The sequence below is a fragment of the Paraburkholderia caribensis genome, from assembly GCF_002902945.1.
In the GTDB taxonomy this organism is placed as follows: Bacteria; Pseudomonadota; Gammaproteobacteria; order Burkholderiales; family Burkholderiaceae; genus Paraburkholderia; species Paraburkholderia caribensis.
In genome coordinates this window covers 606,069-624,679 of record NZ_CP026103.1, presented here as the reverse complement: position 1 = coordinate 624,679, position 18,611 = coordinate 606,069, and the positions used below count along the sequence as shown (strand labels likewise).

The window sequence follows — 18,611 nt, the reverse complement described above, 5'->3', positions numbered from 1 at the left end:
TCAGTTCCACGAATGCCGCGCAGGCAGCACATGATTCAGGTGATAGTTGCCCAGCAGATGCAGTTTCCAGCGCACCGGGTCGTGCAGCGTATGTGTGCGCGCATTGCGCCAATGACGATCGAGTTGATGGACGGCACGAGTCGAGGCCGAACCCGCCAGCTCGAACAGCTTCTCGCTTGCTTCGAGGGCAATGCGTGTGGTCAGCACCTTGGCCTCCGCGACCGCAACGGACGCCCGCGCGCTGGCCTCGGCATCGATGGGCGCGGCAGCGACGGCATCGAGCGTATGGCCTGCCTCCAGCAACACCTCGCGTGCGGCGTGCAATTCGATCTGCAGGCGGCCGACGTCGGCGATGATGTAGGGATCGTCCGTCGCGCGCTCCAGACCCGAATCGATCCACGGCCGCGCACGCTCGCGCACGAAGGCAAGGGCATCGGCTACCGCTGCCTCGGCAATGCCCTGATCGATGGCTGCCTGGATCAGCTGCGACGTCGGCCCGAACAGGCCGGGACGGTCGGCGAGCTGCCAGATCGGCAGCACATCCTGCGGATCGACGGCTACGTTGTCGAAGATCACCGTGCCGCTCGCCGTCGTGCGTTGACCAAACGAACTCCAGTCGTCGATCACCGTGAGACCCGGCGCGTCGCGCGGCACCCAGACCTGGACGGCATGTCCTGCATCGTCGGTCGCACGCGCGGGCACACGGTGAGCGAACAGCGCGCCGGTGGAATAGAAACGCTTGCCGTCGAGACGCAGCCCGTCTGCTGTCGCGCGCAGCCGCGTCGTGCCCTGCAACACCGTGGACGCAGCGGCCGAGCGCCGTTCGGGGCCCGCATTGCCGAGCCGATGACCCGTCAGCACTTCGCCATACAGGCGCGCTTTCTGCGCCGGCGTACCGATTTCACGCAACACACCCAACACGCCGAAATGATTCTGCGGAATCTGGCCCAACGCAGGATCTGCGCTGCAAAGAATCACGAACACTTCGGCCAGCGTCGCGAACGATACGTCTGCGCCGCCGTATTGAGCCGGCACCGTGATCGCACCCAGTCCGCTTTCGGACCAAAGATCGAGTTCGGCCCAAGGCAGAATGCGCTGGCGATCGCGCTCAGCCGCACCGCGTGCGAAGAGAGCCGCTAGCGCATGGGCGGCTGCGAGCGCCCCGGAATCGTCGGCGATGCGCTTCACGCGCGCGGGGTCCGGCCGCTGCGGCAATTGCGTTGCGGCCAGGGAGGAGTCGACTGTAGACATGGTGGCTCATACGAACGGGTAAAGCCCTACGCTCGCGACGCAACCGTCGCGGCTCGCTGCGGACAGGGCCAATCCTGTATTGGATCAGCCCAGGCGAGCCTGGCCTACTATCGAATTTGACATTGCTTATGACAGGTTCCGGTTTTCGAACACGGACGGCAGCATCGACACTTCAGGAATAGAACGATGGCGTGGGCAGTTCGTCGTTGACTGCCCACTCGCCCAGTTCCTGCAATTTGTAGTCGACGGGATCGTGCAGCGTTTGCGTGCGCAGATTGCGCCAGAACCGGTCGAGCCGCAGCGCGCCGTGCGTGGCGCGCGCACCCGCCACCTCGAACAGGCGGGTGCTCAGATCGAGACCGATGCGCGTGGCGGCAACTTTGGCCGTCGCGATTGCAACGGCGACGTGTCCGCGCGTTGTCTCGTCGAGTTCCGCGCCGCGCGCCCAGGCCTCGTCGAACAGTTGCACCGCGCGCCCGGCGAGCAAACGGACGCTTTCCAGCCCGACCCAGAACTCGCCGTAGTGGCGCAGCGTATGGGGGTCCTTGCTGGCCTGCTCCGCCGGCGACTTGAACCAGGGGCGCGATTCGTTCCGTGTGTAGTGCTTCATCTCCGCAAACACGCCCTCGCCGATGCCGAGGAACATTTGCGTGAAAATCAATTGCGCCAACAACGGACGCAGACACGCGAACGGCGTGCTCAATGGGCCAGGCTCCAGCAGCAGCTCGCTTTCTGCCACGCGCACATGCTCGAAGAGCGCGCTGCCGCTATCCGTTTGCCGCTGCCCGAAGCTGTTCCAGTCGTGATTCAACGTGATGCCCGAACGGGAAGTGGGTATTGCCGCGATCAGTAGTTTTCGGCTGACGGCGTCCAGCCCCGACGCGACCAGCATGTCGGAATCCAGTGCCCCTGAGCAAAAGCTCTTCTTGCCGGAGAATTCGTAGGCGTCGTCGACGCGTTGCACCACGGTGCGCGTATCCAACGGGTTCAGCGTGTTGCCCCAGAACCAGTCCTTCTGCGCGGTCTGCTCGAACCACGGCTCCCATTGATCCGGCCGTCCGAACAGCCGCACGGTGGCGAGCAGCAGATGATGGAATCCGAACACATGCGCAATCGAACTGTCGACTCGCGCGAAGGTCCTGACGACATCGAGCGTCTGCGCCCAGCTTGCGCCCGTTCCGCCGTATTGCTGGGGAATCGACAGCGACAGCAGGCCGCTCGCCCGGATCGCGTCGCGCTCGGCCTTGGGCGTGCCGCCCCTTTCATCGCGTTCGACTGCGCTCGCGGCAAGTTGCTGCGCAAGCGCCTGCGCGGCCTGGAGCGGCGAAGCGGGATTGGATTCAACGTGTGCTGACATGGTATGCAGAGTCGAGAAGATAACGGGCAAGTTTAAGAAAGCCACGACGACAAGACCTACCAACGAGTGCTTGAATGCTTATGCGAATTTCTTCTTAACACCCGAACCGCCACTGCGAATGATGCACCACATTGTCTGCTAAAACAGAAATCCGCTTCTGCAATAGCGCCAGGACTGCTTTGATTCTGAACTTTAATTGGTTCGCAGATGCGATCGGCTTCGTTACATTGAAGCTCAAATCACACGTGACCATAAGGACAATCGATGGCATCGGTTCGGGGCTTTGCATTCTTCGCACGCGCGCGCCGCGCACACGTTCTGCGCAACATCATGACGACGGCGGCCGCCGCGCTGGCGCTGTGCTATTTCGGGAGCACGCAGGCCGCGCCGCTCGCCGAACTGAAGCTCGACTACGCGTATTACTCGCCGGAAAGCCTCGTCATCAAACGCAATGGCTGGCTGGAACAGGAGTTCGCCGCCGATCATACGCAGGTCAAGTGGGTACTGAGCCTGGGAAGCAACCGCGCACTCGAGTATCTGAATAGCGGCGCGGTCGATATCGGCTCGACAGCGGGTCTCGCCGCCGTGCTCGGCAAGGCAAACGGCAATCCGATCCGTGCGGTGTATTGTTTTCCCGGCCTGAATGGACGGCCCTCGTCGTGCGCAAGGATTCGCCCATCAAGAGTCTCGCCGATCTCAAAGGCAAGAAGATTGCCGCCACCAAGGGCACCGATCCTTTCCTCTTCACCTTGCGCGCGCTGCACACCGTGGGCTTCTCGCGCGACGACGTGGAAATCGTGAATCTGCAGCATCCGGACGGCCGCACGGCGCTCGCGAACAGCCAGGTCGATGCGTGGGCGGGGCTCGATCCGCACATGGCCGCCGCGCAGATCGACGATGGCGCGCGCCTGCTTTATCGCAATGTCGATTTCAACACGTGGGGCCTGCTCAATGCACGCGAGGACTTCATCCGCGAGCATCCGGAGCAACTGGCCCGCGTGTTGAAGGTTTATGAAAAAGCACGCGAGTGGATTGCCGCGCATCCCGACGACACGGCGAAGATCGTCTCGGAGGAATCGAAGGTTTCGCTCGCGGTCGCGAAGCTGCAACTGAGCCGCAACGACTTCAGCCATCCGCAGCCCGGCGTGCAACAGATCACTGCGCTCAAGGCAGCGGCGCCGATTCTCGTCGATGAACAGCTGGTGAAAAGCGGCACCGATCTCAATCAGGTCATCGACGCGCTGATCGATCCGAAAATCGCGCAGCCTGTCATCGCGAGCAATGGCGCAAAATGATTCGCCCGCAACTCCACTCATGCGAGCAACCTGCACTGGCGCAGGCTTGAATCATGGCCGCCACTGAACCGACACTCGCGCTCGACACGCGCGATTCACACGCGCGGGCCGCAAGCGAACGTACATTGCGCAAACAGCCCCGCGACGCCATGCGCTTATGGCGCTACGCAGGGTATTTGTTGCCCGTGGTCTTTCTCGCGTTGATCGAAGCGCTGGTGCGCGCGTCCGTGCTGCCGATGCATCTCGTCCCGGCTCCCAGCACGATCGCGCAAACGCTGTGGGATCTCGGCGGCGCACGCGTGGCACGACACATCGGCGCAAGCGTCGCGCGGGTGTATGCGGGCTTCGCACTCGGCTCGGCGCTCGCGTTGCTGATCGGCGCGGCGATGGGACTGAGCCGCCGCGTCGATGCGTTGCTCGACCCTGCGTTTCAGGCACTGCGCGCGATTCCTTCGCTCGCATGGGTGCCGATCCTGCTGCTGTGGATGGGCATCGACGAAGCGCCCAAGATCACGCTCATCGCGATTGGCGCGTTCTTTCCCGTGCAACTCAGCGTGGTCGCCGGCATTCACGGTGTCGACCGCAAGCTGATCGAATTCGGCGAACTCAACCGGCTGACGCCGCGTGCAATGTTCACGCGCATTCTGCTGCCCGCGTCGATGCCGCAGATCTTCACGGGACTGCGCACGGGACTGAGCCTTGCGTGGATGTTCATGGTCGCCGCCGAACTGATCGCCGCAACGCGCGGCCTCGGCTATCTGCTCAGCGACGGCCGCGAGACGGGCAGACCCGATCTCGTTTTCGGCGCCATCCTGCTGCTGGCGTTGCTCGGCAAACTGAGCGACGGCGCGTTCAAGCTGATCGAAACGCGCGTGTTGTCCTGGCGCGATGCGCGCCACGTCTCGGGAGACGCGCCATGAGCCCGCATTCCGTCCCCTTGCTGCAAGTGCGCGGCCTCGCGCGGCGCTTCGGGCCGCGCACGGTATTCGAACAGGTGTCGTTCGAACTGGCACGCGGCGAGATCGTCAGTCTGGTCGGCCCGAGCGGATGTGGAAAAAGCACGCTGCTGCGGGCCATTGCAGGCCTCGACAGACACTCGGAAGGTACTGTGCTGCTGGACCAGCATTCGCAGCGCGGCCCATCCGACAGGATCGGCATGATCTTTCAGGAGCCACGGCTGCTGCCCTGGCTCAGTGTGGCCGACAATGTCGCGTTCGCCGCCGGCCCTCGGCAGGGACACGATCCGCGCGTCGATACCTTACTGGCGGAAGTGGGTCTGTCGGGTGTGCGCGACGCGTTGCCGAAACAGCTGTCGGGCGGCATGGCCCAGCGTGTCGCCCTCGCGCGCGGACTTTTCGGGGAACCAGACCTGCTGTTGCTCGACGAACCGTTCAGCGCCGTCGACGCCATCACGCGCTCGCGGCTTCAGCGTGTCCTGCTTGCGCTCGCGCACTCGCACGAAACGACCATCCTGCTCGTCACGCACGATCTGGACGAAGCGCTTCTTCTGTCCGATCGTGTTCTATTGCTGTCGCCGCCGGGCAATGACGGGCCAAGCCACATCGCGCGCGAGATTCACGTCGCCGCGCCACGGCCCCGAAATCTCCGCGATCCCGCGATGGACGCACTGCGAGATACGCTGCTGGACGGTATCGCGTCAACGCCGATCTGATCGTGTCGGGCGGACCCGCATCCTGAACCGCGCAATGCACGACGACGGGCGCTTCCGGCTATCGCAGCGGCCAGGACGCATGGCCCCCAGCACATGTCAGATAGCTACCATGCTTCGGCAAGAAACGGCACTAGCGCTGACAGCACCTCGTCCGGCGCGTCCTCGGGCAGCAGATGACCGCCTGGCAGCGCCTGTCCCGTCACGCGCGCGGCCCATTTCGACCACACGTCGATGGGCAGCGTCTTTCGTGCTCTCTGCTCCCGCTCGCTCCACAGCACCAGTACTGGGCATGCGAGCTTCTTCCCTGCCGCGAAATCGGCGGTGTCGTACTGAAGGTCCTCTGCCGTCGCGGCACGATAGTCCTCGCAGATGGCATGACGCACTTCGGGCTTGCGAAACGCGGCGCGATAGGCATCGAGTGCTAGCGGGTCGATCGCGTCGAGTCCGCCTGCCATCTTCGACAGTGCCGCATCGATGAACGCGTCGGGGTCCGCGTCGAGCATGCGCTCCGGAAGATCGAAAGGTTGCGCGAGAAAGAACCAGTGCCACGCATTCAGCGCGAAGGTTCTATCCACATCCGCAAACGCGTCCAGCGTGGGGATGACCGTCAGCGAAGCGTAGGCGGCTACGCGCGCGGCGTGATCCAGCGCCAGCCGGTATCCGACGCGCGCGCCACGGTCATGCCCGGCCACGGCGAACCGTTCATGCCCCAGACGATCCATCAAGCCAACGAGCGCTTGTGCAACGCGCCGTTTGGTCCATCGCGGCTGGTCATTTCGCGTGCGGCTGTCGCCGTATCCCGGCAAGTCGGGCACGATGACCGTGTGGGATTGCGCGAGCCTCGGCGCAATTTTTCGCCACGCGATGTGGGTTTGCGGATAGCCATGCAACAGCACGACGGGCGGGCCGGAGCCGCCTGTCACGCCACTGAACGACACGTCATCCGTATCAACGTCGAGTCTTGCGAAGCCGGGGAAAAAACTGCTTTCGGCAGGCTGAGCATTGCCATGCGTCATGGACACCTCCTTATGCGACGCGGCAGGCACTCGAACGGAACGAACACACCGACGCGCCAGACGAAGCTTAAGCGATCGTGGTGGTTTTGTTTTGCGGGGTGGCGTCGTCGACGTCCACACGCTGCAGGTCGTGAACGAGGTTAGCGACGGATGATCGACGTCGTCTGGGTGCTCGCGCAAGCTCAGAAGAACAGCAACGAGCGCAGTTCGATACTGCGGCGCGCCCTGGCATCGGGCGGCGACGACGGATCGTCGAATGCGGTATGCGCCGTCAGCCGTGCGATATCGTCGCCCGCGGAATCGTAGATTTTCAGCAGCAGGACCTCCTCCGGCGTCATCAACGGAAAGTAGTACCAGCGGTGCCGCGGATTGAAAACGAATGCATACGTCTCGCCGACCTTGTCCGGATAGATCAGATCCGACGGCACGAGATCGGTCAGCGCGATACTGCGCGCATCGCACAATGCGAGCGGCGACGACTCGACCGTAGATCCGACAGGACGCCACAGGTTGACGATCGCCACCCTGCCTTTCAGCAATGCTTGCGCTTCATGCGGCGGCAGATGATCGCGCACGCGGCGCGGACCCGAGACGAATGTCTGATCGTTGTGAATGAATTTGACAGGTTCGCGTACACCGCTCGCTCGCGCCGCCTGGCCGTCGCGAAGCGTGTGATCGAAGATGACGGCGCGCTTCGCGCCCGTCCAGCGTTTGAGCAGTGCTTCGGCCTCAGGGTAGTAAACCCGTTCGATCGCGGCAGGGTCCGAGAAGTCGCTGAGCGCGCTCGCGTGCTGCCGCAGCTCGAAGCCATTGCGGTCCAGCGACAGGCCACCCGGCGGCGGCGACACGCGCGCATTGACGATGCTCACGCGCTGCGTTCGATACACGCCGCTGCGCTGCGGCTCGCCTGCAGGCGGCTCATACGCATACGTGGCGGGCTTTTCTCCCGTCGCGACGAGATAGTTCAACGCGGCTTCGACAACGGCTGGCTGTTCGACGACGATATCGCTCATTGCTTACGCTCCATGCAAGCGCGCGGCTCAACTAGTCCGGCGCTATTTCGCCGATCACATGAAACATCTCGAACGTGTAGCCCATATTGAAGTAGCCCGCACGCGCATAGACGGCGATACGCTCGAGGCGTTCTCCCGCATCGCGCGGCGAGTGCTCCGGCTGCGGGCCCGTGCGTGCTTCGGCGGCGTAGGCGGAGCGCGCCTGCAACCGATGACGGACAGCCTGGAACGGATGAAATATGGCCTGACGATAAAACGATGCGAGGTTCATCGACATGATGCATCCTCCTGCTCATGGCATATTCATCGAATCTAGTCAGTGGCGGCGCATTGCACAAACAAGCATTTGTGCAATGCTTTGCAACGCACCGCCGATGGATGAACCGGCCCTCAGGCGTCCGCCCGCCCTGTCACGGTCGGCAGGCTTGCATAGTCCTCGCCGTCGATATCGTAACCAGACGGTTCCCAGCGGATCGCGAGCAGCACCAGCAGCGACGTCAGCGGAGCAATGGCGATGACCCAGAACACCTTCGTGCCGAGCGCGCCCGCCAGCACCGGGAACAGAAACAGCGAGATCGTCGATGCCGTGCGCACGAGCGTCTGATTGAACCCCACGCCGATACCGCGCAGTGAAGTCGGGTAGCTGAGCGACGCGTAGGTCATCGAATGCGACCCGGGCCCGAATCCTTGCCCGAACAGATAACCGCCCAATAGCAGAATCGCCGCCACCACCAGCGCCGTGCCGCCCGGACGACCGATCAGCGCGAGTCCGATCAACGACGCGAATTGCAGCGAGTGACCGAGCACGGTCATTTTCCACGCGCCGACCGTCGGTGCGGTTCGCACGCCGATCAGCCCGCCCACGAACGCGAACAACAGATTGAGCGCGAGCGATGCGACGATTGTCGTCAGCGGTCCCTGCGCGAAAAAGCTCGTGATGATGACAGGCAAGCCAAAGATGATCGCGTTGTAACCGAACGACGACGCACTGCCGATCACGGCCGCGAGTATCGTGCGTCGGCGGTAGGTGGCGTTGAACAGCACGCCGTAGTTGCGCCACGAAGCGCGGCGCGGTTGTGCGACGGGCGCCGTGGTCCGTTCGACGACGGCATCGACGCCATACGAACGCTTCAGGCTGCGCGCAGCGCCTTCCAGGTCGCCCTGGTTCGCTGCCCACACAGGCGATTCGCTGATATAGCGGCTGCGCACCAGAATGATGACGATCGCGGGCACCGCACCGAATGCGAGCGTCAGCCGCCACAGCCAGCCGAGCTGGTGCTCGGGCAGGATCGCGTACAAACCGAGAATCAGCAGATAGCATGTACTCGTCGCGGCATACCACGCGGGGCACCACGCCGCGACGCTTGCCGCCTTGTTGCCCTTGCCCGCCACACGCGAGAATTCGGCCAGAAACGCCATCGCAACGGGCAGATCGAGTCCGACACCGAATCCCATCAGGAAGCGCGCGCCGCCGAGCACCCATGCGTTTGGCGCGAGACCGGCCGCAATCGCGGCGACGACGAAGAACAGCATGTCGGCCATGAACACCCGATAGCGGCCGATCCGATCCGTCAGATAGCCGCCGAACAACGCGCCGAGAATCGCGCCGAACGTAATCGCCGACGATACGAAGCCCACTTGCACGGGCGACAGTGCGAACTGTTTCGCGATGTCCTTGATGCCGTACGCAAGCGAGGTCAGATCATAGGCATCGAGAAACACCCCGCCTAGTGCAATCGCGATGACGATGCGCGCATTGCTGCCCTTCACCGCGCCTGCATTGACGATACGGGAGACATCCTGCGCGGACCGGATGACGGCTGGGCGCGTGGTGTCGTGCGCAACGGACGAGTCCAGCGCAGTGGTTGGAATAGCGACGGTAGACATGATGGATGTCGAACAGGAAGTCAGAAGTTCCTGCATGCTAGCGACGCCCATCGCGTCTTCCAAACGACGATTGAATATATGCAAATTGACGTTGCTACGATGCGCTTCGCTTCGCGCTGTGCGCGTTGCGTATCGACGATTGATGCTTTCGATATGCGCAAACATTGTTTGGATCCGCACGTATAGCCACTTAACGTCGTGATCCGGAATATCCCGATTCACGCACGAAACTCCGATCAGCAAACGCGACACATCACCATCATGACTTCATCCAATTCACGTACGGCCGAGCATCCCATCGACAGACAATTTCTGGAGCGCTGGTCGCCGCGCGCCTTCGCGCAAGACACGCTTCCGGAAGCGTCGCTGCTGACCTTCCTCGAAGCGGCACGCTGGGCGCCTTCTTCGTACAACTCGCAGCCGTGGCGCTTTGTCTATGCACGGCGCGATACGGAGCACTGGACCCGCTTTCTCGGCTTTCTCAACGAGTTCAACCGGGGCTGGGCGCAACATGCCGCCGCCATTCTGATCGTGCTGTCGAAACGGACATTCACGCCGCCGGGCGCAACCGACGAGGTCGCGCTGGCGTCCCATTCATTCGATACGGGCGCAGCATGGGGCTATTTCGCGCTGCAGGCCAGTTTGTCCGGATGGAAGGCTCATGGTCTTGCCGGCATCGACCGCGAGCGCATCCGTGCCGAACTGGCTGTTCCCGACGACTATGCCGTCGAAGCGGCGATCGCGATCGGCCGCCCCGGCGACAAGTCTTCACTGCCTGAAGGACTGCAAAAGCGCGAAACGCCGAGTCCGCGCAATCCGCTCTCCACGTTTGCCGCAGAGGGACAGTTCGTGTTCTGATCGCGAGCGCGAGCACGTCTTCGCGATTCTTGTCGAGACGCCTTCGACGCAATGCTCGTACGTCTTTATCCGTCGCTCGAACCTTCGAGACCTTAGGCGGATGAGGCATGCCGTGGCGAACGCAGAGACGATCTGCCAGGCGGACACCGTGCATCCTGCTCGCCCAGCACAGGATGCACGCTGCCGTTACTGCAGAAGTTTCAGCACCTGCTGCGGCATCGAGTTCGCTTGCGCGAGTACCGAGATACCAGCTTGCTGCAACACCTGGGCCTTCGACAGGTTCGCTGTTTCCGTTGCGAAGTCCGCGTCGGTGATCTGCGATTCGGCGGCGCTCATATTGGTCGCTTCCGTTTGCGTCGTCGAAATGGCGGCCTGGAACGTGTTCTGCGTCGCGCCGAGGGTCGCCTGGAAGGTGTTGACGCTCGTCAGCACGTTATCGATCGAACTCATGGCCGCTTGCGCGCCCGAAGCCGTCGCCACGCTCAAGCCGCTGATGCCCAGCGAGTTCGCGTCCCAGCTTTGCGTGCCGAAGTCCGCGGTGATCTGCTGGCCGTTGAACGCGCCGATCTGGAAGTTGACCGAGCCGACACCGTTCAGCACGGCCTGACCGTTGAACGTAGTCTGTTGTGCAACGCGCGTGATTTCCGTCAGACGCGTCGACACTTCTGCTTGCAGATTGGCGAGCGCGTTCGAGTCGAGCGAGCCGTCGCCCGCTTCCACGGCCAACTGACGGATGCGCTGCAGGTTGTCGACGATCGATTGCAGCGCGCCGTTCGTGGTCTGCACCATCGAAATGCCGTTGTTCGCGTTTGCGGCCCCCTGCGTCAACGCATTGATCGATGCCGTTTGCGACGTCGCGATCGCGAGACCCGCTGCGTCGTCAGCGGCCGTGTTGATGCGCTTGCCGGACGACAGACGGTTGATGGCCTGCGAGAGCGCGTTTTGCGAACCCTCCAGGTTGTTCTGCGCCGTCAGCGACATGATGTTCGTATTGATGTTAAGCATTTCAACCCCTTTCGGTTCTGGAAAGATCGACATGAGCGGCAATGCGGTCTATCCGGTACTTCGCGCCGCCACTCGACGGGGTTTACGACGGCTCTAAATATTGCTTTAGGTTTCTTCAGTTAATTTCCGTTTAAGAACGATGCGGAATTGCGGTGCGGAAATACCGCTCAACAACACTACAACCTATTGATATATATTGACATTTTTTAATCAATTCATACTTCTTCCATTTCCATTAACCGGCATTACAAAGAGAACCTCTCTAATTTTAATGTTACGAATAATTATGCAAGCTTTATAGCTTCATGAAAGGGGTAATCGGTAAAACCTCGTTTATCGCTGACGCGGTAATAACTTTTACTGACAGTCCGGTTGCCATTGCGTCCGCGAATCTTTCATGCAGACAACCTGTCGTTTGCCGCGCGGGGTTGGCCAACATATTTCACGGCGAGGCGACGCAAGCCCCTTTCTCGCGCGCCGTTTAGCTGCGGGCCTCGATGCGTCGTGCGGGACGTGCGAGCAGCAGGACGATCGTGACCACGCAAAACACGGCGCCCGCATGGAACGTCGCAGCCGCGCCTATCGTGTCCCACAAAGCGCCCGCGATCACACTGGAAATCAGCGTCACCAGTCCGCTCGCGAGATTGAACAGACCGAACGCCGTGCCGCGCAAATGCGCGGGCGCGCTGTGCGACACCATCGTCGCGAGCAGCCCTTGTGTCATGCCCATATGCAGGCCCCACAGCGCGACGCCCGCGAGCAGGAGGCTCCAGTGAACGGCATACGCAAGCACGACATCGGACACGCCAAGTATCACCAGCCCGCCAACCAGCAGCCTGACATGACTCGTCGAATCCGCGAGCTTGCCGAACGGATAGGCCGAGAGCGAATACACGACGTTCATCGCGACCATCACGAGCGGCACCAGCGCGACGGGCACGCCGCTGTCCAGCGCACGCAGCACGAGAAACGCCTCGCTGAAGCGCGCGAGTGCGAACGCGGCCCCGATTGCGACGATCCACCAGTACGCGTCATCCAGTTGGCGCATGCTGTCGCGCCGGATCGGATTGACACGCTTCGCGCCGGCCTGGCGCGCGGGTTCGTTGATGCCGGCCGCCAGCAACGCGACGGCCAGCGCGCCAGGAATGACGGCCAGCCAGAACGCAAGCCGGAAGTCGTTCGCCCAGGTCAGCATGATCGCGGCCGCGAGCAACGGCCCGAGAACAGCGCCCACTGTATCGAGCGACTGCCGCAAGCCGAACGCGGCCCCGCGTAGCGGCGGCGGCGTGATATCGGCGACCAGCGCATCGCGCGGCGCGCCGCGAATGCCCTTACCGATCCGGTCGATCACGCGCGCCGTCACGACGAGACCGAGGGTCGGCGCTATCGCGAACAAGGGCTTGCTCAGCGCGCCGAGTCCATAACCCGCGACAGCGAGCCATTTGCGATTGCCGAGGTAATCGCTGAGCGCACCGGAGAAGACCTTGACGATGGGCGCAGTGGCCTCGGCGATGCCTTCGATCAAGCCGATCGTCGTTGCACTTGCGCCGAGGCCCGCCAACATAAACATCGGCAGCAGGCTGTGAACGATCTCCGATGAGATGTCCATCAACAGGCTCACGCAACCCAACACCCAGACGCCGCCGGGTATCTGCCGCAGGGTGCCGACGCGGGACGGGCCGGATGCCGGCTTGTCAGCGGAAGCGGGACGCTCGTCCATATACGCGTTACACCTTGCGAAAAATGAAACGCCCTGCCCCTGTCATCTGATCGAGCGAGACGAACTGTCCGTCGCGCTCGGTGAACTCGAAGGTCGAGCCCGGCGCGGATGCCATGCGAAACACGCGATCACGCGCTGGATATCGTCATGAAACCGCAGTTCCGGTAGATGCTGGCAAAGCGGCTTGTCGAAGGTGAGCTTGCCTTCGTCGACGAGCATGCCCGCCGCCAGCGCGACGAACAGCTTCGTGTTCGACGCGATGGGAAAGAGCGTCGACGCATCGAACGGCAAGCGCTTGTCATAGTCGCGAAAGCCGTATCCGCGCGTCAGCACAGGTGTGTCGCCGACGACGACAGCGACGCCGACAGCGGGCGCGTTCCATTGCTGCAGTAGCGAAGCGACGTGGTCGTCGAAGCCTTCGAGTCTTTCCAGCGGCATCAATCGGATTCTCCTTGCCTCGAATGTTCATGAACCGGCTTTCTGCACGCATCAAGGCGTGCCGTCGAATACGGCCGCCTCCGCGAAACCGTTATCCGCATGGAAGCACGTGAAAGCAAACTGTTGCCGGGCGAAAGTGGGTTCTATCCGAACACTTTCGCCTCCTCCGGCGGCATCTGGATAACGCGCAAGACCGCCCGATAAGGACTTCTGCGAAATGGCACGCTCGGCACAGGGTTGTGCGAGAACCGACGCAACAGGAGCACCCATGTTCGCATACTTCATCCGCATCATCTTCGAACTGTTGGACCGCACAGAAGAACTGCTGGACCGCGCCGAGCACCACCGCCGCGATGCGTATCTCTCGTCGTCCGCCGATATCTTCGAACTCGAACGCCGCATGCGGCAGATCGAGGCGGCAGACCAGGCTGTCACAGCTAAACCTGATCGAGATTTCCGAACTGATGGGCTAGTGCACGCGCTTTAATTCTCTTTTAATTCGCGCCGCCTACATTGCAGACACGAAGACTTTGAGGTTGCATCGTGAATGCCTTGAATCTCAAACCCTTGCGATGTCGCGTTGTGCACACGCGTTTGCGCGCTTCGTCTGCGCGCACCCGACCGGTCTATCGACGGGCAAGGTTGCGTTCGCAATGCTTCCGGTCCGGCACTCACCGGCCTGGACGAAGACGATACGTTCGTTGAACGTCTCCGGGCATCACGCGTTCCACGCTGTCCGTTCCAAAGCATCTGCAATGAACGGCTTTGATCTTCAAGATGGAGAACCGTCATGAACACATTCACCAAGGCAGGTCTCGTTGCTGTCGCGCTCGTGTTCGCGCAATCCGCAACCAGTGTCGCTTTTGCGGCGCCCGCGAATCTGCCGCCGCTTCATCAGCAGGGCGCGGTCGCGTATCTTTCGGGTGGCGTCGGCAGCGATCAATCGGCTGCGCTGAAGGAGGTCATGCACACCTATCCGCTCACACTCGAATTCACAGGCGCGACGCGTCACGGAAACGAGTACCTCGCCGACGTTCCCGTTCATATCGCCGACATGAATGGCAAGACACTCCTGAATGCGACTTCGGACGGACCATTCATGCTCGCATCGCTTCCGGATGGGCGCTACACGGTCACTGCGAGCCACGACGGCAAGACCCAGCAGCGCGTCGTCGACGTCAAATCGTCGGGCCACGTCCGCGCAATGTTCGTATGGCCGACGCCCGCCGAAGGGAGCACCTCATGAGCGCCGACGCGGACGCGCCCGTCGACGAAGCGCGCCGCCGATGGATGATCGCGACATCGGTGGCGGGCGGCATGGCGGGCGTAGCCGTCGCCACGCCGTTCGTCGAATCGTTCAGACCATCGGCCTCGGCGCTGGCGGCGGGCGCGCCCGTGTCCGTCGACATCAGCCGCTTGCAGCCCGGCGACATGCTGACGGCGGCATGGCGCGGCAAGCCCGTGTTCATCGTCAATCGCACCGAAGCCATGCTCGCCGACGTGCGCGCTGCCGATCCGCTCGTCGCCGACCCGCACACGACACGGCCCTTCTCGATGCCGTTGCCGCCCTACTGCAACAACGAGCTTCGCTCGCGCACGGAGCATGGCAATCTGCTCGTGGTGGTCGGCGTATGCACGCATCTCGGCTGCACGCCAAGCCCGCGTTTTCAGCCGGGCCCGCAAACGAGTCTTCCCGACGACTGGCCTGGCGGATTTCTTTGCCCATGTCACGGCTCGACGTATGACCTCGCTGGCCGCGTGTTCAAGGACAAACCCGCGCCGCAGAATCTCGACGTGCCGCGCTATCGTTTCGAGTCCGCGCATGTTGTCGTGATCGGCGAAGACGAACAGGGCGAAGCCTGATCGCGCGCAGTTTTGATGTTCGTCAACGGCCCCTTTAAGATTCGTTTAAGTGTCGGCCGCTATGGTGTCCGCTCCGTCGCCTGTCACTGCAAGGCCGCCTCGCCGCACTTTTTACATGCCGCTTGAAATGCCCTTCAGGTTTGCCGTCATTTTTACTGCGCTCTGCTTGCAGCTCGAATAACGGCAACACCCGCTTCTTCTCCTCACCTGGACGCAACGCGTCTGTCAGCGCGATCGCGCATGCATGCTCCGCTTCGCGCAATCGCCCTCGCCGTACCCCTCGCTCTGCTTTTTCGATCATGCCCTTACCCGCATTCGTTGCGCCGTCGGCGCGTAGTGGCAAAGTCATTCTGGCGTGCGCGCTCAGCTCCGTTTGCGCAGCGTTGATCTTTTCACCGGATCGCGCGAAGCATGCCGCTGATCTGGACGACACGCCCGACGCGCAATCGGCATCGCTGAACCGCCCGGCCGCCGATACGACGCATCGTGCGCAGCCTGCATCAGCGGCCTCTGCTGTCGAGGCCGCGCCGCAACCCGTCGTCAGATCGGCGACCGTCAAGAGCAGCTTTGCGGAAGCGGCGCAGCGTCTTGGTCTCGATGGCCACACCACCGCCCTGCTCGCGCGTGCATTCTCCGGCGAGATCGACTTTCGTCGCGATCTGAAGCCCGGCAACACGATCAGCCTCATCGTCGATCCGCCGGAAGGCGAACAACCCGGACCCGCGTCTTCGACAGGCACACCGCTCGCCGTGCGCATCGCAACGGCGACCACCTCGCACGATCTGTTTCTGTATCGCAAGCTGGACGGCAAGCCGTTCTACTACACAAAGGATGGCGCAAGCACGGCGCCTGCGTTCACGCGCTATCCGCTCGCCTATGAGCGCGTGTCGTCGGATTTCTCGCTGCGTCGGCTCGACCCCGTGACGCACCGCTGGCAAAGCCACGACGGCGTCGATCTCGCCGCGCCCGCCGGCACGCCCGTGCATGCGACGGCGCGTGGCACGGTCGCGTTCATCGGACGGCAGACGGGATATGGGAAGGTGGTCGTGTTGCGCAATCCGCCGCCGTATCAGACGGTGTTCGCGCACCTGTCGCGCTTCGCGAAAGGCCTGCATCGGGGCGCGCAGGTGCATCCCGGCCAGGTGATCGGTTATGTCGGCTCGACGGGCTGGGCAACGGGTCCGCATCTGCACTACGAGGTGCACGTCGATTCCGTGCCGAAGGACCCGTTGACGGTCGCGCTTCCCGGCAACGATCCGCTGGATGCGACCGAACGCGCGCAGTTCGCGAAGGAAGCCGACCGTCTCGCCGCGCTGCTTTGAGCGAGCGCATCCATTCATTCGCAACCAACCCCCGACCGACGTGCTGAAACTTCATCTGTTCCTCATGCTTTTGCTGATCGCGAGCATGGTGCCCGCGATTGCGCACGCGAAGCGCGCCGCCTTCAAACCCGCCGTGCAGGCACGCGCCGCCATCGTCATCGATATGACGACGGGCCGCACGCTCTACGCGAAACATGCCGACGAACGCCGGCCCATCGCCTCGCTGACCAAGCTGCTGACGGCGATGGTCGCGCTCGACGCGAAGCGCCCGATGATCAAACCGCTGCGCATCACCGATGCCGACGTCGACCGGTTGAAATGGTCGCGCTCGCGCCTGCCCGTTCATTCGCTGCTGTTGCGCAGCACGCTGCTGCATATTGCGCTGATGTCCTCGGAAAACCGCGCGGCGTTTGCATTGAGCCGCGACTATCCGGGCGGGCGGCCCGGCTTCGTGCGCGCGATGAACCACACGGCCCAGCGTCTGCATATGACGCGCAGTCATTTCGTCGATCCGACGGGCCTGTCGCCGCACAACGTATCGACGGCCCGCGATCTCACGCGCCTCGTGCGCGCCGCGTATCGCTACCCGGTCATCCGGCAGTATTCGACGGCTCATCAGAAGCTGGTGCTGGGCGGCGACGGCCCGTTGATGTACCGGAACACGGACCCGCTCGTGCATCGCGCATCGTGGCAAGTCGGATTGCAGAAAACCGGCTTTACCAACGAAGCCGGGCACTGCCTGATCATCGTCACGATGGTGCGCGGCCATCCCGTGCTGATCGTGCTGCTCGGCGATCCCAACGCACAGGCGCACTTCCAGGACGCGGCCACTCTGCGCCGCTGGCTCGTCACCGCGCAGCGCCAGTAGACGCATCGCGCGGCCTCTGAAGGGCCAGAACAGACGCGCCGCTGTACACTTCCGGGCAACGTCGCCTCGCCGGCGATTTCCCGGGCAATTCATCATGGACCGCATCGACGCAATGAAGGTGTTCGTCGCGACGCTGGACGAAGGCAGTCTGGCTGGCGCAAGCCGCCGGCTCGGCCGTTCGCCCGCCGCGGTGAGTCGCGCCATTGCCTTTCTCGAAGCGCACGTGGGCTCGCCGCTCCTGCATCGCACCACCCGCACGATCAAGCTCAGCGAGGCGGGCGAACGCTATGCGGCGGCGTGCCGGCGCATCCTGACCGATCTGGAAGAAGCCGACCTGCTGGTCGCGGGCGAGCGTTCCGCGCCGCGCGGCCTGCTGAACATCACTGCGCCCGTCGCGGCAGGCCAGGACATGCTGCGCTCGATCCTCGACGACTTCATCGACGAATACCCCGCCGTATCCGTGCGCCTGCACATGCTCGACCGCCCCGTCAGTCTCGTTGACGAAGGCATCGACGTCGCGTTGCGCATCGCGCATCTGCCCGATTCGACGCTGATCGCGATTCCCGTGGGCGAAGTGCGGCGCGTCGTCACGGCGTCGCCGCGTTATCTGGCAAAGCACCCGCAGATTCGCGAGCCCGCGGACCTCGAACAGCATCAGATCATTTCGATGACCCACTTCGGCGTCGACTCGTGGAGCTTTCCACCCGCCGAAGGCTCCACCATCGCGCAAGTCGTTCATTTCGCACCGCGCCTGATCGTCAACAGTATCGACGCCGCCGTGGCGTCCGCCGTCGAAGGACGCGGCGTCACACGCATGTTCTCGTATCACATCGCGCAGCAGGTGAAGGACGGCCAACTGCGCATCGTGTTGCGCGACAGCGAGCACGCGCCCTTGCCCGTTCATCTTCTGACGCCGCACGGCCGCCTGTCGGTGCCGAAAGTGCGCGCCTTCGTCGATTTCGCCACGCCGCGTTTGCGCCGGCATTTCAAGCAGTTACAGCGTATCACCGACACCCATTGAACCGCCCGGCGGAAGAATGTCTGCC

18 protein-coding genes and 1 pseudogene are annotated in these 18,611 nt (G+C 62.9%); 10 read left to right on the top strand and 9 right to left on the bottom strand.

All coding sequences use genetic code 11. The annotated features are described in order from the left end of the window. Nucleotides 1–1,251, bottom strand: coding sequence for an SfnB family sulfur acquisition oxidoreductase (locus C2L66_RS32260; protein ID WP_060607478.1), 1,251 nt, complete (start codon nucleotides 1,249–1,251; stop codon nucleotides 1–3). 172 nt (nucleotides 1,252–1,423) lie between these two features. After that, on the bottom strand, nucleotides 1,424–2,608 hold the full coding sequence (locus C2L66_RS32255; protein WP_060607475.1) for an acyl-CoA dehydrogenase family protein: 1,185 nt from the start codon (nucleotides 2,606–2,608) through the stop codon (nucleotides 1,424–1,426). Nucleotides 2,609–2,872: 264 nt separating this feature from the next. On the opposite strand from C2L66_RS32255, the pseudogene C2L66_RS32250 reads away from it, so the two are divergent. The 3 genes and pseudogenes from C2L66_RS32250 (at nucleotide 2,873) to C2L66_RS32240 (ending at nucleotide 5,575) form a co-directional block, all read left to right on the top strand. Then, nucleotides 2,873–3,903 (top strand): annotated as a pseudogene (locus tag C2L66_RS32250) (aliphatic sulfonate ABC transporter substrate-binding protein). A 53-nt stretch (nucleotides 3,904–3,956) separates the two neighbouring features. Next, nucleotides 3,957–4,823, top strand: a complete 867-nt coding sequence (locus C2L66_RS32245; protein ID WP_060607472.1) for an ABC transporter permease — start codon at nucleotides 3,957–3,959, stop codon at nucleotides 4,821–4,823. Continuing rightward, nucleotides 4,820–5,575 (top strand): ABC transporter ATP-binding protein, encoded by a 756-nt coding sequence (locus C2L66_RS32240; RefSeq protein ID WP_060607469.1) that lies wholly within the window; start codon nucleotides 4,820–4,822, stop codon nucleotides 5,573–5,575. Before C2L66_RS32245 ends, C2L66_RS32240 begins: the two co-directional genes overlap by 4 nt. A gap of 104 nt (nucleotides 5,576–5,679) precedes the next feature. Here the strand turns inward: C2L66_RS32240 and C2L66_RS32235 are convergent, their stop codons facing one another. From C2L66_RS32235 to C2L66_RS32220, 4 genes are all read right to left on the bottom strand, one after another. Beyond that, nucleotides 5,680–6,591 carry an alpha/beta fold hydrolase gene (locus C2L66_RS32235; protein WP_054931869.1) on the bottom strand — a complete coding sequence of 304 codons (912 nt, stop codon included), beginning with the start codon at nucleotides 6,589–6,591 and terminating at the stop codon, nucleotides 5,680–5,682. 182 nt (nucleotides 6,592–6,773) lie between these two features. Continuing rightward, nucleotides 6,774–7,604 (bottom strand): CmcJ/NvfI family oxidoreductase, encoded by an 831-nt coding sequence (locus C2L66_RS32230; RefSeq protein WP_054931868.1) that lies wholly within the window; start codon nucleotides 7,602–7,604, stop codon nucleotides 6,774–6,776. A gap of 31 nt (nucleotides 7,605–7,635) precedes the next feature. Beyond that, the gene (locus tag C2L66_RS32225) at nucleotides 7,636–7,881 is read right to left on the bottom strand and encodes a hypothetical protein (RefSeq protein ID WP_060607467.1); all 246 of its coding nucleotides are present in this window, start codon (nucleotides 7,879–7,881) and stop codon (nucleotides 7,636–7,638) included. Nucleotides 7,882–7,994: 113 nt separating this feature from the next. Continuing rightward, complete coding sequence (locus C2L66_RS32220) at nucleotides 7,995–9,491, bottom strand: MFS transporter (RefSeq protein WP_060610350.1); 1,497 nt, start codon at nucleotides 9,489–9,491, stop codon at nucleotides 7,995–7,997. 261 nt (nucleotides 9,492–9,752) lie between these two features. Here C2L66_RS32220 and C2L66_RS32215 point away from each other — a divergent pair, with 261 nt between their 5' ends. Then, nucleotides 9,753–10,349, top strand: coding sequence for a nitroreductase family protein (locus C2L66_RS32215; protein ID WP_054931866.1), 597 nt, complete (start codon nucleotides 9,753–9,755; stop codon nucleotides 10,347–10,349). A gap of 186 nt (nucleotides 10,350–10,535) precedes the next feature. Here the strand turns inward: C2L66_RS32215 and C2L66_RS32210 are convergent, their stop codons facing one another. The 3 genes from C2L66_RS32210 to C2L66_RS32200 all read right to left on the bottom strand — a co-directional run bounded on the left by C2L66_RS32210 (nucleotide 10,536) and on the right by C2L66_RS32200 (nucleotide 13,512). After that, complete coding sequence (locus C2L66_RS32210) at nucleotides 10,536–11,354, bottom strand: flagellin domain-containing protein (protein ID WP_035995499.1); 819 nt, start codon at nucleotides 11,352–11,354, stop codon at nucleotides 10,536–10,538. Between the two features lie 481 nt (nucleotides 11,355–11,835). Continuing rightward, complete coding sequence (locus C2L66_RS32205; RefSeq protein ID WP_060607456.1) at nucleotides 11,836–13,074, bottom strand: MFS transporter; 1,239 nt, start codon at nucleotides 13,072–13,074, stop codon at nucleotides 11,836–11,838. Between the two features lie 42 nt (nucleotides 13,075–13,116). After that, nucleotides 13,117–13,512 carry a serine hydrolase domain-containing protein gene (locus C2L66_RS32200; RefSeq protein WP_060607452.1) on the bottom strand — a complete coding sequence of 132 codons (396 nt, stop codon included), beginning with the start codon at nucleotides 13,510–13,512 and terminating at the stop codon, nucleotides 13,117–13,119. 268 nt (nucleotides 13,513–13,780) lie between these two features. On the opposite strand from C2L66_RS32200, the gene C2L66_RS32195 reads away from it, so the two are divergent. The 6 genes from C2L66_RS32195 (at nucleotide 13,781) to C2L66_RS32170 (ending at nucleotide 18,586) form a co-directional block, all read left to right on the top strand. Next, nucleotides 13,781–13,999, top strand: a complete 219-nt coding sequence (locus C2L66_RS32195) for a DUF3563 family protein (protein WP_060607448.1) — start codon at nucleotides 13,781–13,783, stop codon at nucleotides 13,997–13,999. A gap of 303 nt (nucleotides 14,000–14,302) precedes the next feature. Continuing rightward, nucleotides 14,303–14,758, top strand: coding sequence for a carboxypeptidase-like regulatory domain-containing protein (locus C2L66_RS32190; protein WP_060607445.1), 456 nt, complete (start codon nucleotides 14,303–14,305; stop codon nucleotides 14,756–14,758). Next, a complete protein-coding gene (gene petA / locus C2L66_RS32185; protein WP_060607442.1) occupies nucleotides 14,755–15,375 on the top strand; it encodes a ubiquinol-cytochrome c reductase iron-sulfur subunit in 621 nt (206 codons plus the stop codon). Before C2L66_RS32190 ends, petA begins: the two co-directional genes overlap by 4 nt. A 299-nt stretch (nucleotides 15,376–15,674) precedes the next feature. Further along, the gene (locus C2L66_RS32180; RefSeq protein WP_082670479.1) at nucleotides 15,675–16,697 is read left to right on the top strand and encodes a M23 family metallopeptidase; all 1,023 of its coding nucleotides are present in this window, start codon (nucleotides 15,675–15,677) and stop codon (nucleotides 16,695–16,697) included. 40 nt (nucleotides 16,698–16,737) lie between these two features. Next, nucleotides 16,738–17,565 (top strand): serine hydrolase family protein, encoded by an 828-nt coding sequence (locus tag C2L66_RS32175; protein ID WP_082433879.1) that lies wholly within the window; start codon nucleotides 16,738–16,740, stop codon nucleotides 17,563–17,565. Between the two features lie 94 nt (nucleotides 17,566–17,659). Continuing rightward, nucleotides 17,660–18,586: a LysR family transcriptional regulator gene (locus tag C2L66_RS32170; RefSeq protein WP_060607439.1), complete on the top strand. Its 927-nt coding sequence runs from the start codon at nucleotides 17,660–17,662 to the stop codon at nucleotides 18,584–18,586. Nucleotides 18,587–18,611: the final 25 nt, after the last annotated feature.